The organism is Pseudomonas sp. MF6747, from assembly GCF_963890955.1.
Lineage (GTDB): Bacteria > Pseudomonadota > Gammaproteobacteria > Pseudomonadales > Pseudomonadaceae > Aquipseudomonas.
The window spans coordinates 24362-38547 of sequence record NZ_CAWPSZ010000011.1 but is presented as its reverse complement, the minus strand read 5'-3'; the positions used below and the strand labels follow the sequence as shown (position 1 = coordinate 38547).

Here is a 14186-nt window from a genome sequence, read left to right as displayed (position 1 = left end):
GCCATGAAACGCTCACCGCTATTCACTTTGCTTTCAAGTCTGGGGATTGTTGCGGTGATGATCTTGACCGCCTCACTGGCCGCCTGGATCGGTCGTACCGCGCTGGGTAGTTTCGACGCCTGGCAGCAGGCATTCGAATCCGCACAGCCTTATCTGCGGTGGTGGCGTGCGCTGCTTTACGGCGCTCTCTTTGCACTCTGGTGGGACCTGCTTCGGCGCTACCAACATCGACCACAGGATCGACGGCGCATAAAACGCATCGGGACATTAGGACTCCTGCTCTTTATCTGCGTCGAGCTCACCCGACTGTGAGGTCATTACCATGCTCATGAGCACCAACAGTTACTTGGAGTTTTACCTCTCTCTCCTGGCCTGGATCATCAACAACGGCCTCTGGAGTGTCCTGTCCGACACAGGACTGTTCGCCGCGCCCTTTGGTGCAATCATCTTGCAGGAATGGTTATCTGCCCGTCAGCAAGGCGCGGACGAAGGCAACAAGGGGCTGCTCTCGGTGCCACGGATCGAGAACCGGTTGTGGCTGGCCTACATCGTCGTCTTGTTCGGTTGCGCGCCTGTCTTTCCGTTGAGTCTCGCCTCTATGGCGTTCGATGATGCGGCGAGTCAGCGCTGCGGCGTAAGTGTGGCCAAACCAGCAGAAACCGCCTGGGGGACGACCTTCAATACCATCGGCGGGCGCTCCGCCAATGTGCCGATCTGGTGGTTTCTGGTGCATGCTTTGAGCAAAGGCGTGACTGCGGCAGCCACCGCCTCCATCCCTTGCGCACCGGATATCCGACAAATGCGCATGGAGATCGACAGCTCGCGCATCGATAATCAGGTCCTACTGCAGGAAGTCGCCGACTTCACCCGCGACTGCTACGGCTATTCCCGTTCTCGGCTGTTCACCAACCGTCCGCAGTTGGACAAAGCACAAAGTCACGACGCAGCGTGGATCGGGTCAAGCTTTTTTCTCGACACACCCGGCTACTACGATACGGATCGCTCACGTACACCGAGAGTCAGCTGGCCGTATGACGACAACCGCGATGTTTCCTTACCGCGGCTGGAGAATGGCGCGGGCTACCCCACCTGTAAACAGTGGTGGAGCGACAGCGGTGTCGGTCTACGCGAACGCTTGATCGAGCAGGTTAATCCCTCGTTGCTGACTCAGTTGAAAGGTTGGTTGACTGGGCGTTCGAGCAACGAGATCGAAGATGCCACCCTTCGCGAGCTGGTTAGTCCGCGCCAGCAATCGATGTCCATGTCGCCCGGACAGGTGTATCAGGACTACGGCTCCAGCGCTCGTGGCGGTTCGATCAATCAGGGGCTCAATAACCTGGCCACCAATACCGGGTTGGCCCTCGGTTCCTTCAGCAACTTCCCGGCAATGAATGCACTACGCGCAGCCTTGCCGATGGTGCAGGCATTCCTGATCATGGGCGTCATCATCAGCTTGCCGCTGATCCTGCTGGTCAGTACCTACCAGCTGAAGACCGTCATGACGGTGACGTTTGCCATGTTCACCTTACACATGCTGAGCTTCTGGTGGGAACTGGCGCGCTGGGTCGACTCCAGCATGCTCGATACGTTGTACAACCAAGTGTCAGCGTCAAATCAGGTGCTGTTGTCGCTGCCCACATCAGGCCTCATGGATGGAACCGTCACGGCGCAGGTGATCGAGTATGTAATGGGGGCGATGTTCATCGTGCTACCGATGCTTTTTCTCGGGGCAATGAGTTGGGCCGGATATAGCGTAGGTTCAGGCGTAGAAGGAATGCTCAGCAGGGGAACCCACGCAGCACAGACAGCGAGCTCTAACGGGACCTCTCAGTTGATGAGCGGTGCAAGAATTGTTTCGGGTAAATCGAGCTCAAAGTAACCAAGAGCCTACTTCAGAGAACCCCATTTATCGTAACGCTCAGGCCAAGAAGTTCTATGCATTGGATCATCGAGATCGTCACTATCTGGAGTGTCTGACCCCTGAAATGGGACAGCTGCAAATACGACAATTGTGCACATCAGCACAAACAACCAGAAGCTGACAAAAAGAAATGCTCCGAACAGAGCGAACTTAGCAGTCAGAAAACTCCCGCGAACAAGAAATTTACCTGCGGGCACACCTGCGGTCTCGGCACGCTCAACCACGCGGGATTCAAAAGTTTTCAACCTACGGTAGCTACGCTTCACCGACAGACCACAGGCATACGCCCAGCGGTGGGCACGTGAATTCTGAACAGGTTGCTGAGTCGGCATGGTCTCGTCCTCTTCTGAGCGTTTTCATGGTTGAGCCTGGAGGAATAGGCTACTACTGAAAACGGCCCATACCTGACCGTTTATCAGTTTCCCCGGCCGAAAAATCCTCATTGGAAGCCAGAAGACAAGCTCTGCGAAACATCGTCTCTACAGCGATTGACCCAGATAAATCGTCCGGCTAAATACAAGGTGCGGATCGCTGTTATCGACAGCACTTTCCCAGGTAGCCAGAACCTTCAAGGCTACGTCACTTCGATGGTGGTTCCCCCCAAGTGCGATTAGCGTTCGGTGGCTCGCACGATGACCGTTTCTACGGTAATGAACGCCTACTGCTCTTATGAGCGCCTTTCGAGCTCTGCCCGTGAGGTAAGCCCTCTTGATTTTCTTCAACCCACTGCGGGGAAATCTTTCTCCGCACGGGAAAGGTTTCTTCGCGTTCTCAACGGAGACATACCATGCCCGACTCACTTACACCGGAAACACTGAACACCCTCCGGTTGCCCATCGTGTTCACCCCTGGCGCGTGGCAGCACGCAGTAATGCTCGAGCAATCCGATCACGCTGAGAAGCTGCAGGTCGATCGGTTGAGCCACGTATTGCGCGCAGCCTTCGAAGCCCACCTGGCCTATCCACAAAAGCCCTATGTGCTGTTCGAGGTAGTCCACATTGAACCAACCGATCAATTCGACCACGACCCGTTGCTGCAGTTGAGTCTCAGCCTACTCCAAGAACCGGGTCAGCCTGGCGCCTTACTGATAGCGCTTGCAGGAGAACACCAGCGCTAAGCGCAATGGGCGGCGCCCACCTCCACATTCGGATGGTATGCAGGCCTGCATCAATCCAGCCCATCACCCACCGGGGAACCCTCCCCCGGCGGGCAAGGCGTTCCTCCATTTTTCTCTCGAGGAAATTGCCATGCGCGATATCTACCAAGACGTGACAGACAAGATCGTTACCGCGTTAGACCAAGGCGTTGCTCCCTGGATCAAACCCTGGTCCTCAAGTGGCTCCGCTTACATCGGCCATCAACCCTACCCCATCAATGCCATCACGCGACGTCCGTATTCGGGCATCAATTTACCGCTGCTCTGGGCCGAGGCCAGATTGCAGGGGTTCACTCAAGATCGTTGGCTGACCTTCAACCAAGCTAAAAAGGCCGGTGGGCACATCCGTAAGGGTGAACACAGCACTCTGGCTGTGCTCTACAAGCCTAGGGAGCGCGAGGAACAGACTGAGTCAGGCCAACCCGTACTCGATGAAAACGGTCAGCCTAAGGTCGCTCACTTCGGCATTCTCAGGACACATTTTCTGTTCAACATCGAGCAAACGGAAGGGCTCGAAATGCTCAATGGCACCCTGCTCGAGACGGAACAGAGTGATCCCTTCCAGCCCAACAGCGCCGCGGAAAATCTGCTTTTAAGTTCAGGTGCACGCATCGTTCATCGGCCTGCCGACGAAGCCTTTTACCATCCGATCAGGGATCTCATCCAACTGCCGACAAAGGCACAATTTCACGATGAAAGCGGGTACTACGCCACGGCACTTCATGAGCTGACGCACTGGACCGGGCATCACTCTCGGTTGCAGCGCGAAGGCGTGACGTCAGCCTGTCCGTTCGGCTCGCCAGGCTACGCGTTTGAGGAGTTGATCGCCGAGATGGGCGCAGCTTTTTTATGTGCCTACGCCGGTATACAGGGAGAGCTACGGCACGAGGGCTACATCGACTCCTGGCTCGGCCTGCTCAAGGCTGACAAACGCGCGATCTTTCGCGCCAGTGGTCAGGCCCGAAGCGCCTCGGAGTATGTACTCAACCTGGAGCAGCAACTGAAGCAGATGGTAATGGATGACTCACGATGCATGAACGATGGAGTTTGAGCGTTAACTCACCGTTGCAATCGCATCACAGGGCCCAACGCGAGTTGGGCCCTGTGATGCGCCCAGAAAAATCCCATGCCGCGGTGCTCTAATGCAAAGAGTCAGGGATGGGCACACACTCGCAGCCTGTCATTCCGCATCCAGGTTCTGCGCCAGAAAATCCACCAGCTCGAGCGGACTTCGGCTATCGATTACCTTGTAGATCAGATCACGTTTACTGCGCGGCAACTTCTTGACCACGCTCTTCGCCGAGGCCCGGACGGCTTCGTCGGTCCCATGGATACGTGCCGCGAGCAGCAGCACAAGCGTGGCGTCAGTGAGGTTCATGGCAAGACCTAAAAAATATGCACCGCAGTGTATCGATTCTTTTCTTTTCCGTACTAGCCCCAAAAAATGATGCCTAGGAGAATCCATATTCCGATTGCCGCACAAAGGGACACGAGCCAAAAAGGACGGGTAAGGGTTGGAAGGGAATGGGCACTCAAGGGTAAGAGCGCTATCCGAAAAGGCTAAAAGGCCACTGACCCAGCCACTTCCCGGAGGTCACGATGCTCAGTCTGTTTCGCCACAAAAGTCAGAAGCCCCCTCCGCCACCGACACAGAGCGCCACCGAAGGTTACCTGCCCATCGAGTCGGCCCACAGCTTGTTAGCCGCGGAGCACCGCCGCCAGTTGCTCGATCGCATCTGGCAGTACACCGCCCTCTCCCACGCGCAGTTCATCCAGCTTTATTTAAATCCGATTCATCGCTACGCCGAGCAGGTCCAGCAACTCCCGGCCAGCGAGACGCACCACCATGCGTATCTCGGTGGCATGCTTGACCATGGCCTGGAGCTGGTAGCTTGCAGTTTGAAACTGCGTCAGTCGTATCTACTTCCCACCGGCGCCGCGCCCGAAGACCAAGCCGCCCAGACCGATGCCTGGTCGGCTGGCATCGCCTATGGCGCCCTGCTGCATGACATCGGCAAGATCGCCGTGGACCTGCTGGTCGAACGCCAGGATGGCCGTGTTTGGCATCCTTGGCAGGGCTCCCTGGATCAGCCCTACCGTTTTCGTTACATCAAGGGTCGTGACTACCACCTGCACGGCGCCGCCGCAGGCTTGCTCTACACCCAAATTCTCGACCGCCCAATCCTCGATTGGCTCAGTGGATTTCCGCCACTGTGGGCCAGTCTGCTGTATGTCCTGGCGGGCCAGTACGAACGTGCCGGCGTGCTCGGTGAGTTGGTGATGCAGGCCGACCGTGTTTCCACCGCACAGAACATCGGTGGTAACCCGAGCAAGGCGCTGCAAGCACCGATTCATTCGCTGCAACATCACTTGATCAGCGGACTACGTCATCTGGTTCAGCACGAGCTGAAACTTAATCAGCCGGGGGCCGCGGGTTGGTTGACTCAGGACGCGCTGTGGCTGGTCAGCAAGACGGTCACCGACAAGCTGCGAGCTTATCTGCTGTCGCAAGCGATAGAAGGCATTCCCTCCTCCAACCTCGCGGTGTTCGACGAACTCCAGTCACATGGGTTGGTTGAGTCCACCCCAGAAGGCAAAGCCATCTGGACCGCGCTTGTCGCACAGGGAAGCTGGGAGCAGACCTTTACATTTCTTCGCCTTCAACCGGCGTTGATTTGGGGGAGCGAAGACCGCCCCGAAACTTTTAGCGGAACGGTGAGCGTGGCAGTCGATGACCACCCGACTGACGCTCCGGCATCACCAGCAGCGCCGGAGACCGTCAGTGCAGGATCGCGTCAAAGCCCATCGCAGCCCGATCCAATGACGATGGAAAATGCCGACTATCTCGGCACGTTGTTGGATATGTTCGAGCTGGAAGAGTCTGAGGTCAGCAATGTATCGTCAGCAGGCACCCTCGAAATCTCAAATCCTTCATCGGACAACCCTGGTCAGACATTCCTGAATTGGGTCAAGGAAGGGATCCTCAGCCATAAGCTGATCATCAATGACAGCAAGGCCAAAATCCACACGGTGAGTGGTACTGTATTTCTGGTAACTCCTGGTCTCTTCCAACGTTATGTCCAGGAGTTTCCTGGCATAGCCAAGAGGGTCGATCAAGAGATTGAAGAATGGCGTTGGGTACAGAAGCAGTTCGAGAATCTGAAGGTCCACAGGAAGCGAGACAACGGCCTGAACATCTGGGCATGCCAAGTGCAGGGCCCTAGGAAGAGAACCACTCTGAAGGGGTATGTGATTGAGGAACCAAAGCTATTTTTTGAACTGACTCCCCCAGATAACCCCTTTCTAAAAATCGACGATATTGCCTCCACGGGTCACTAACAACAATCCTCCTTCTGCCCAACAAATATATACAACTTTAAACATATATTTATGCATTAGTGAAACGCCACCAACCAGCAACAACACTTTCGCTCAGCACATAAAATCTAAACAACTGGGCAAGGGAGCAACGTATGTAGAATAACTATAGGAAGAGACGGATTCTGCGTTATTCTAAAATGACTGGTATCAAAATGTACCTGCCCTCCCATCATAGAAGGGGAAACAGCTACATCCCCGTTGGGAGCTGGAATGCAATTCAGCCTTTTTGGATAATCGGCGCTAGCAATATATCGGGCCAAATCACCTGCCTCCTTTATCAAATCCAATGGACTAAAAGCGCACATAATTCCATATTCATGACCGACAGCATATTTTCCGTCAATAAAACGATTCAAACCGTCAAAGCAATATTTCCATTTACTACTTGCTGAACCATCTAGTTTTTTGAATTCAAGAACTAAGTGCGGAGTACCTGGAGCGCCTAAAATTACGCGAATATCTGCCCTGGCGATTCGAGAGACATCACCATTGGCGGCGCGGCGCAACTCCCAAGTTTCAGCCTGGAAGTCACAATCCATTCCCCAATCGAAACGACGGTCTTCGTCGCTTAGGGCCTCGCATAGATTATCAGTTAACGTCGGCTCATCTTTCTCAAATGAAATTGCTGATGGCGAGGTTTGCAATAGAGAAGACCAAGTATCACTCATATAAACGAGGACATCAGGTATCTTCGGCCCAGGAAATAGGCGAAACCAAGCTGCTGAGATTGAGGAACTCATAACTAATTGCGCCCCCAAGCTGCGGCCTGAACTGTCTGAACAATCAAGTCAGCATCAGCAAGAGCGGTTCTAGCAAGCCAAAACCGACGCCTTAACGGCTTTACAAAGTAAAATGCTTCTCCTGCAGCAACCAAAATATTGGGGACATTGAATAATTTGCCCTCGGACTCTACCGAATGGTTAGCTTCTAGCCCTGCATAGAGATCACCGATCAGTCGTTGATAAGCAGAATCGGCAACATTAAGCCCACCGGTGCTGGACTCCCCAACAGAAACTCTAACTGCCCCAAAAAAGCCCTTAGCTCCATCTATAACAGCTTCCACTGTCAGCTCTCCCGCGCCTCTGCTACGACTGCGCCAAAGCGCAAGCTCTGTTTTAAAAACAGTTAAATAACGATCAATCTCATCGTTCGACGGTCTATCAAGCAAAGGGGTCGTAAGACCTTGATAGTTTGAAGGTTGAATTGAAGAAGCAATAACGTCGACAGTGTCGGTTATTAGTACACGCTCAGCCTCAGCAAGCATGAAATAATCAAAAACCAAATTATCAAGCTGAACTTTTACTGCATCATATGCTGATTCACGATGCAACTCAGACTCCGCCGAAATCTTATCCAGCAGCTGACAGGACTTAAATATTATTTCCTTTGCAAGCTCTGGTTTTTTGTGCGCCTCCGGCGAGCAAAATGGAAAACGCTCAACATCATCAATCGCAACACGAGGACGCTCACCGATCACCGAGTAACCTGTCATTATCAACATATACGTCGCTATCGGAGATCTAAGATAAATCATAAGAAACTTAAGAAGATTAGCATCAACTGATGCCCCGCCTATTGCCCCAATAGATGAGGTAAAAGCAAAGGGGACTTCTGAATAGATCGCCCTAATAACATAAGATTCAGACAAGCCATCTGGAAATATTACTCTAGGCCCCGAGTAAAGCTTCGCATTTTTTCCACCAGGACTTGCAACTATAGGATAAAAATCTGCAAGCCGAGCAAGTTGCGCATCAGCAGAAACTATTGGATAGACTCTAGGCAATCTATCTGCCGGCATCAACGAGAGATCAGCTAGCACACCTAGTTCGCGATCTCGATTACTGTGATTGGCAGCATGAAATCCTTTTCCAGAAAGCCAAGGACTTTCACGTGACTCCATAGTTTCTTTGACACTCCCAAAACGCTGAAGCCGTCGAAGTAATTTTTGATCGCGCTTTTCCCCCCAATAACTTGAAATAAGCAAGTAGTTATCTTGATATATTTCTTTGGCTGAAATTATCTTTTTATCGGCCTCGTGTAATGCCAGCCGCCCCAACGCCAGTGTTACATCGGTCTTAGGGGCCCAATACTCGACGTACTCACTTCCAAGTGAGATGATTTCGTCTTCAAAGCTTCTCGGCCGAGCCCGGACGACAGCGCATGGATGTTTAGCTGCCGGAAAAAGTAGCCGCCTCACATCAGCAAAGTTTATTATCCTTTCGATTCTTACATCTTCTAGCCAACGCCGTCTAAAATCACCTGATTGATCACTAGCACCAATTACAAGATTTAAAGGCATGATCAAAACAATAACACTATTTACTTTAACGCAACTCGTGGCTTTAAAAGCGTATCCAGCTGCAATTTGACGACGCCCAACTGGGTAAGGAGGTACATGTTTACGACACCACTCCTCCCAGACTGGCTTTTCACTATTATCAGACTCACGCCAAGGCGGATTAGATAAAAGAATATCAAACTTACGCTTACCTGAAAATGGATTATCTTCCGAGAAAAAATCTCCGTACAGCTCTCCTTTTTGAATATTTAGACCAGAGCCAACTAGACGAGGAAGTTTTAAGCTATTATCTGTCTGAAGGCGCATTACCTCTTCAGAATCTAAGCCTTCAAGTAGAGAAAGGTATAAACTGAACGCAGTTATCCAGCAAGCCGTTTCATCTATGTCGTTTCCGAAAAGATTTGATTCCATCAGAGCTACGCGTTCTGAAAATGTAAGTCGTCTCCCTCCACTTACTTCCGCATGCCTGAGCATCTTCCTAAATGCACTTGTTAGAAGAATACCAGAACCACATGCTCCGTCATATACGGTGCAACCAGCCGGATTATCAAAGCTCTCAAATGCTTGCTCAGTAACTAGGCTAGCCAAGTGCCGAGGAGTATAATAAGCTCCTAGCGCTCCCTGTCGATCTTTCAACAGCGTCTCATATATACCTGAAATAAGCTCAACTGGAATATGACTAAAATCATACTGCCAGAACGCCCCCTGCCCAGTTTCAAAATCTACAGCCTCTAAGAAGCGCTTTATACATCTGAAACATTGCTCATTGAGCACAACCCAATCTGGGGCGCCACCATCTCTAGAGCTGAGAAAGTCACCATTGAAATCAAATTTTAGTTGGCGTAACAGACTGTCAACACCCTCACCATCTGACTTAGCCACATAATCTTCTAACCTTTCAAGATTATGAGTTGCACGATATCCCTCACCAACAATACCTCTTTGTTCGAGGTAACATAAGAAAATGACTTGAGCCATTAATGCTTCTGCTTGACTACTACCAAGTCCTTCTTTTGCCAACTGCTTGACAACTTGTCTTAAATTAGCAAGCAAACGTTGATCTACCCTTTCCTCCGGCAAAAACCAATGCGAGAGGCGATCCTTAATAAATCCAGACTGCACTTCGTAGGCCGACCAATACCCTTGGGCAACAACAGCCTCACGTGATAGAACCTCGGGCTCAGCTTCTCTATCGTTTACCGAATACGCCACCAACCCATCAGGATCAAGAACAAGAACCACCGATGCTAAGTTCTGATTCCAGACCCGCTGACATATTTGCTCGACTCTTTTCTGACGCGGCAGCTGTAATGTTTGGGAGTCTATAAAGCAAACTGTAGGTACTTCCCCTACACAGAAGACTGCAGACGCGGAAATTCCTCCGCCAATCTCCAGCATTTCCTCAATTTCAGATGCGTAGGGCCTAGTTCCAATACTGTCGCCGGCCCGGTACAGCTCGTGCGGGAACTTTATATAGGCTAGATCGCTAAGCCATTGCTCAAGCAGCATGATTGTTGTCCATAGACCAAAATAGCAATATCCCACTCATGTCGTATCTACTTAACTGCAATGGCTGGAAAAAGATGAAATTGGTGCGACTCATCTGAAGGCTCAAACTCAGATGAAAGGATTTCTAAATGTGGATTCATATTAATTACTAATGCATCACCGTTAAAACTTGAATATTCTCGATACTGATACAGTGTAAATTCACCGCCAGGCTTAATCACAAGCACCGAGTCATATAAAGCGGGGAAGGAATGATTTTTGAGCTTTTGCGCCAGTCCCAGAAACAAATTTTTCTGAGATGTCAGCTCAACATGGAACTTTTCTCTCAACACAACTGCCAGTCGAAGCAAAAGCACTGTCTGCCATGAATACAATGCGCGAGAACCTGGTCCAGACGGCTTCTCATCGGGCACGATAAGGTGTCGACGAGATGTCCACTCCCTCAGCTGGTCTGATGTCAGCCCTGTGAGCGCTTGAACTGCAGCCGCCTTGATGAGTCGCATCAGTTGCCCCTTCGCTCCGCCATACATCCAAGCGGGCATCATACCCACTTAAATTACTGTTATCTATGCTTACCTCGTAGACAAGGCAAGAAACAGTCTGCTGACCTAGATACGCTAAGCACTATTCAACAGCCACTCCAGCCCCCCACCTGCAATCCTGCGCTGTGTACTCGGCAACCCGATGGGCTATCCCAGACGCAACCTCCAATTGAAGGCCAGTCATCATCCGGAGTGCACCCGCATACCAAAAACCAGGTTTCAACTCCCAGGGGCGGGATAAAGGATCGATGTTGGTGTCTCCCAGCACGCGCGCAACTTCCCTCCACACACACCTCGTTGACGCTGCCTACCTGAGTCCACGTACAATATGCATCACAAAAAATGACCAAAAAAATTTGTGGGAGTAAATGCGGGAGTAATTTTTCAGACATGAAAAAGCCCAACCTTCGCAGATTGGGCTAAGTCATTGAAAAATATGGTCGGGACGGAGTGATTCGAACACTCTACCCCTAGCACCCCATACCATCACCGGCAGACTCCTGCTGCGCGTTCAGAAAATCCATTGAACGTCGACCGCTCTGCGCCATGTATGCTTCTGGCCTAGGTGGAGCAAAGCCGACCTCTAGGGCATCTAATAAATCCGCCCAATATTGCATCATCCTACGTCTCGGCTCGACGTATTCTGCATGATTGTATGCAGCCCGAATTTGGTTGGTATCAGCGTGTGAAAGCTGCGCCTCAATCCACTCTTCTACAAAGCCAACCTCGTTAAGCGCCGTGGAGATGGTAGCCCTGATGCCATGACCGGTGAGCCTTCCTTTGTAACCCATACGGCTAATCGCGGTGTTAAGGGTATTTTCACTGATCATTTCCTGCGGTTCGTATCGGTGAACCAGCAGATACCGCGCACCGCGCGCCCTTAACTGCATCAGCCGCTGCACAATTGCAATTGCTTGGGTAGACAGCGGAACCACATAAGGTGGGATCTCATTCCCCTGGGTTCGAACACGACTCCGGAGTTGCTTGACACCCTCCGGCGGCACCAGCCAGATCCCCTTGTCGAGGTCGAATTGGTCTGGCGTCGCCGCCCGTAGCTCTCCTGTACGTACCCCTGTCAACAGCAATAGACGAATACCAAGCCGTGTCGCTTCTGCACACCCATAGTGGGTTACGGTCCTGAGCAGTCCTGGAAGTTCATTTACCTGGAGGAAGGGATTATGGCGAACTGGCCGCGGCGTCTCGGCAACGATATCAAGATCTGCTGCTGGGTTCACATCAACGAGCCCTTCCGCCATGGCAAAACGGAAGATCTGGTTGAGCCAGGTGCGCACCTTCCGAGCAGAGACCAGCGCCCCTCTGCGCTCAATTCGCCTAATGAGCTCCAGCACGTCACCACGAGAAATATCTGAGATCGGAAGATCGCCCAAACACGGCAGCATGTCCTTCTTCAGGTATTTGCTCGCTTGCCCTGCACTGCCCTTCTTACTTTTCGTCAGCTTTTTACTTCGGAACTCATGCCAGCGACCAGCAACCGCTTCAAACGTGTTGTTGGCGGCGTGAGAGGCTTTTTGGCGCTCGGCGCGACGATGTGAGCGGGGATCGATATTGTTGGCCACCAGCGCACGTGCAGCCTCTCTCCGCTGGCGAGCCTCCTTGAGACTGACGTCGGGATAGATGCCAAGGGAAATACGCAATTGCTTGTCATGCCAATAGAAACGGAAATGCCAGCGCTTCGAACCCGTCGTGGGCACTTGCAGAGATAAGCCATCCCCATCAGTTAACGTATAAGGCTTGCTGGCGGGCTTGGCTTGCTTGATCGCTGTATCTGTCAGAGCCATCAGACACCTCCTTTTGCATCAAGGAGGGGAATACAACCCAGCGGTAGACGGACCAATACGAAAATTGATGCGTAAGGAATCGTAAAAGGCTGTGCCAGCGGTGTACTTAAATGTGTACTTAAAAACCGTGGCTGGAGATGGATTCCAGTGGAATTCAGAAAACGAAAAAAGCGGCTCAAGGCCGCTATTTCCGTAGCTTCCAGGCGTTCAGTGGGCCTTAGTGGAAGCAAATATGGCGCAGCGGACGGGACTCGAACCCGCGACCCCCGGCGTGACAGGCCGGTATTCTAACCGACTGAACTACCGCTGCGCGTAACACGTTGAAGCGAATGGTGGGTGATGACGGGATCGAACCGCCGACCCTCTGCTTGTAAGGCAGATGCTCTCCCAGCTGAGCTAATCACCCTTCACTTTCGGTGTGGGCGGCATCATACACCAAAAATCTGCAATGTCTTGATTTAAATGCACTTTATTTGAAATATTTTCATAAGCGCAGCGCACGCCCCCGGAAAACCGGGCCTCTGGCCCGCAAACGCGAGTCTATTGCGGTTACCGGGCGCTTCGTACCGTACATTGGCGCGATCCACGACCTCAACGAAACCTACTCGGTGTACGCCAGCTACACCGACCTCTTCAGGCCCCAGAGAAGCTACAACCACGACCGCGAAACAAATTGCGCCAGAACTACGAGCTGGGCCTCAAGGCAGATTCTTCGACCGACGCCTGAACGCCAGCGCGGCCTATTTTGAAATCCACGAAAACAATCGCTCGGTGTCCGACGACGATTACAACAACCAGACGCCGACCCCAACCCGCTATGCCTGCAAAGGCACCAAGGCGGTGACCAAGGGTTATGAACTGCAAATGACCGGCAAACTGGCGCCGGGCTGGCAGGACATCCACAACAGCCCCCACGGCAAATATGAAGCGTTTTCCCAGAACGCTTACTGGTTGGCGAACCTGATGACGCGCTACCAGATCACCAAAGACATTTCGGCGACGCTGAACGTCAACCACAGCTTCGACAAGTCCTACTGCACCGACATCGGTTTCTATAACTGCGCCGGGTAAGGCGAACCACGCAATGTCATGGTTACCACGCGCTGGGATTGCTAACCGGCCAATAAAAAACGCCGCCGATCATCGGAAATGATCGGCGGCGTTTTTTGAGGTTTCGCACACCCCAGACAGCAAAAAGCCCGCTCGATGAGCGGGCTTCCTGTGGTGACCTGGCGTTCAGCGTTCCAGGTGACCGAATATGGCGCAGCGGACGGGACTCGAACCCGCGACCCCCGGCGTGACAGGCCGGTATTCTAACCGACTGAACTACCGCTGCGCGTAACACATGAAGCGAATGGTGGGTGATGACGGGATCGAACCGCCGACCCTCTGCTTGTAAGGCAGATGCTCTCCCAGCTGAGCTAATCACCCTTCGTTTCGGTGTGGCGCGCATTCTACGGAGCGACCCTAGGTCTGGCAAGCACTTTCTTAAATCTTTTTTTTCAGCCCTTCCAATGGCTTAGGCAGGGTTGGCCTCGAGCGCTATCAAGAGAATAATGCCCCCCTTTGTATAAAGGAG

11 protein-coding genes, 4 tRNA genes and 1 pseudogene are annotated in these 14186 nt (G+C 52.2%); 6 read left to right on the top strand and 10 right to left on the bottom strand.

Features of this window, described 5'->3' with window-relative positions; all coding sequences use genetic code 11:
- Positions 1–3: 3 nt before the first annotated feature.
- Together AACW30_RS12155 and AACW30_RS12150 are read left to right on the top strand one after the other, a co-directional pair.
- The gene (locus AACW30_RS12155) at positions 4–312 is read left to right on the top strand and encodes a hypothetical protein (RefSeq protein WP_042558346.1); all 309 of its coding nucleotides are present in this window, start codon (positions 4–6) and stop codon (positions 310–312) included.
- Between the two features lie 10 nt (positions 313–322).
- Complete coding sequence (locus AACW30_RS12150) at positions 323–1879, top strand: conjugal transfer protein TraG N-terminal domain-containing protein (protein ID WP_042558345.1); 1557 nt, start codon at positions 323–325, stop codon at positions 1877–1879.
- 8 nt (positions 1880–1887) lie between these two features.
- Here the strand turns inward: AACW30_RS12150 and AACW30_RS12145 are convergent, their stop codons facing one another.
- On the bottom strand, positions 1888–2253 hold the full coding sequence (locus tag AACW30_RS12145) for a DUF3742 family protein (RefSeq protein WP_080896003.1): 366 nt from the start codon (positions 2251–2253) through the stop codon (positions 1888–1890).
- 455 nt (positions 2254–2708) lie between these two features.
- On the opposite strand from AACW30_RS12145, the gene AACW30_RS12140 reads away from it, so the two are divergent.
- The gene (locus tag AACW30_RS12140) at positions 2709–3038 is read left to right on the top strand and encodes a hypothetical protein (protein ID WP_042558344.1); all 330 of its coding nucleotides are present in this window, start codon (positions 2709–2711) and stop codon (positions 3036–3038) included.
- A gap of 130 nt (positions 3039–3168) precedes the next feature.
- Entirely contained in the window at positions 3169–4128 is a 960-nt protein-coding gene (locus AACW30_RS12135; protein WP_042558343.1) for an ArdC family protein, read from the top strand.
- A gap of 129 nt (positions 4129–4257) precedes the next feature.
- On the opposite strand, the gene AACW30_RS12130 is transcribed toward AACW30_RS12135, so the two are convergent.
- The gene (locus tag AACW30_RS12130; RefSeq protein WP_007901093.1) at positions 4258–4455 is read right to left on the bottom strand and encodes a DUF7740 domain-containing protein; all 198 of its coding nucleotides are present in this window, start codon (positions 4453–4455) and stop codon (positions 4258–4260) included.
- A 221-nt stretch (positions 4456–4676) separates the two neighbouring features.
- Here AACW30_RS12130 and mobH point away from each other — a divergent pair, with 221 nt between their 5' ends.
- Positions 4677–6416, top strand: a complete 1740-nt coding sequence (mobH, locus tag AACW30_RS12125) for a MobH family relaxase (protein WP_042558342.1) — start codon at positions 4677–4679, stop codon at positions 6414–6416.
- A gap of 107 nt (positions 6417–6523) precedes the next feature.
- On the opposite strand, the gene AACW30_RS12120 is transcribed toward mobH, so the two are convergent.
- From AACW30_RS12120 to AACW30_RS12095, 6 genes are all read right to left on the bottom strand, one after another.
- Entirely contained in the window at positions 6524–7198 is a 675-nt protein-coding gene (locus AACW30_RS12120) for a hypothetical protein (RefSeq protein WP_131672193.1), read from the bottom strand.
- 2 nt (positions 7199–7200) lie between these two features.
- Entirely contained in the window at positions 7201–10266 is a 3066-nt protein-coding gene (locus AACW30_RS12115) for an HsdM family class I SAM-dependent methyltransferase (RefSeq protein WP_042558341.1), read from the bottom strand.
- 47 nt (positions 10267–10313) lie between these two features.
- Complete coding sequence (locus AACW30_RS12110; protein WP_042561996.1) at positions 10314–10769, bottom strand: hypothetical protein; 456 nt, start codon at positions 10767–10769, stop codon at positions 10314–10316.
- A 509-nt stretch (positions 10770–11278) separates the two neighbouring features.
- Positions 11279–12607 carry a tyrosine-type recombinase/integrase gene (locus tag AACW30_RS12105; protein ID WP_042558340.1) on the bottom strand — a complete coding sequence of 443 codons (1329 nt, stop codon included), beginning with the start codon at positions 12605–12607 and terminating at the stop codon, positions 11279–11281.
- 233 nt (positions 12608–12840) lie between these two features.
- Positions 12841–12917: transfer RNA gene (locus tag AACW30_RS12100), tRNA-Asp, on the bottom strand.
- A 20-nt stretch (positions 12918–12937) separates the two neighbouring features.
- Positions 12938–13013 (bottom strand) — tRNA-Val (locus AACW30_RS12095).
- A gap of 145 nt (positions 13014–13158) precedes the next feature.
- Between AACW30_RS12095 and AACW30_RS12090 the strand changes: the two are divergent.
- A pseudogene (locus AACW30_RS12090) lies at positions 13159–13678 on the top strand (TonB-dependent receptor domain-containing protein); the annotation flags it as partial.
- 188 nt (positions 13679–13866) lie between these two features.
- On the opposite strand, the gene AACW30_RS12085 reads toward AACW30_RS12090, so the two are convergent.
- Positions 13867–13943: transfer RNA gene (locus AACW30_RS12085), tRNA-Asp, on the bottom strand.
- Between the two features lie 19 nt (positions 13944–13962).
- Positions 13963–14038 (bottom strand) — tRNA-Val (locus tag AACW30_RS12080).
- Positions 14039–14186 lie beyond the last annotated feature (148 nt).

Coding starts and splice junctions, on each gene's coding strand:
- AACW30_RS12155 (WP_042558346.1), top strand. CDS start 4: ATGAAACGCTCACCGCTATTCACTTTGCTTTCAAGTCTGGGGATTGTT.
- AACW30_RS12150 (WP_042558345.1), top strand. CDS start 323: ATGCTCATGAGCACCAACAGTTACTTGGAGTTTTACCTCTCTCTCCTG.
- AACW30_RS12145 (WP_080896003.1), bottom strand. CDS start 2,253: ATGCCGACTCAGCAACCTGTTCAGAATTCACGTGCCCACCGCTGGGCG.
- AACW30_RS12140 (WP_042558344.1), top strand. CDS start 2,709: ATGCCCGACTCACTTACACCGGAAACACTGAACACCCTCCGGTTGCCC.
- AACW30_RS12135 (WP_042558343.1), top strand. CDS start 3,169: ATGCGCGATATCTACCAAGACGTGACAGACAAGATCGTTACCGCGTTA.
- AACW30_RS12130 (WP_007901093.1), bottom strand. CDS start 4,455: ATGAACCTCACTGACGCCACGCTTGTGCTGCTGCTCGCGGCACGTATC.
- mobH (WP_042558342.1), top strand. CDS start 4,677: ATGCTCAGTCTGTTTCGCCACAAAAGTCAGAAGCCCCCTCCGCCACCG.
- AACW30_RS12120 (WP_131672193.1), bottom strand. CDS start 7,198: ATGAGTTCCTCAATCTCAGCAGCTTGGTTTCGCCTATTTCCTGGGCCG.
- AACW30_RS12115 (WP_042558341.1), bottom strand. CDS start 10,266: ATGCTGCTTGAGCAATGGCTTAGCGATCTAGCCTATATAAAGTTCCCG.
- AACW30_RS12110 (WP_042561996.1), bottom strand. CDS start 10,769: ATGCGACTCATCAAGGCGGCTGCAGTTCAAGCGCTCACAGGGCTGACA.
- AACW30_RS12105 (WP_042558340.1), bottom strand. CDS start 12,607: ATGGCTCTGACAGATACAGCGATCAAGCAAGCCAAGCCCGCCAGCAAG.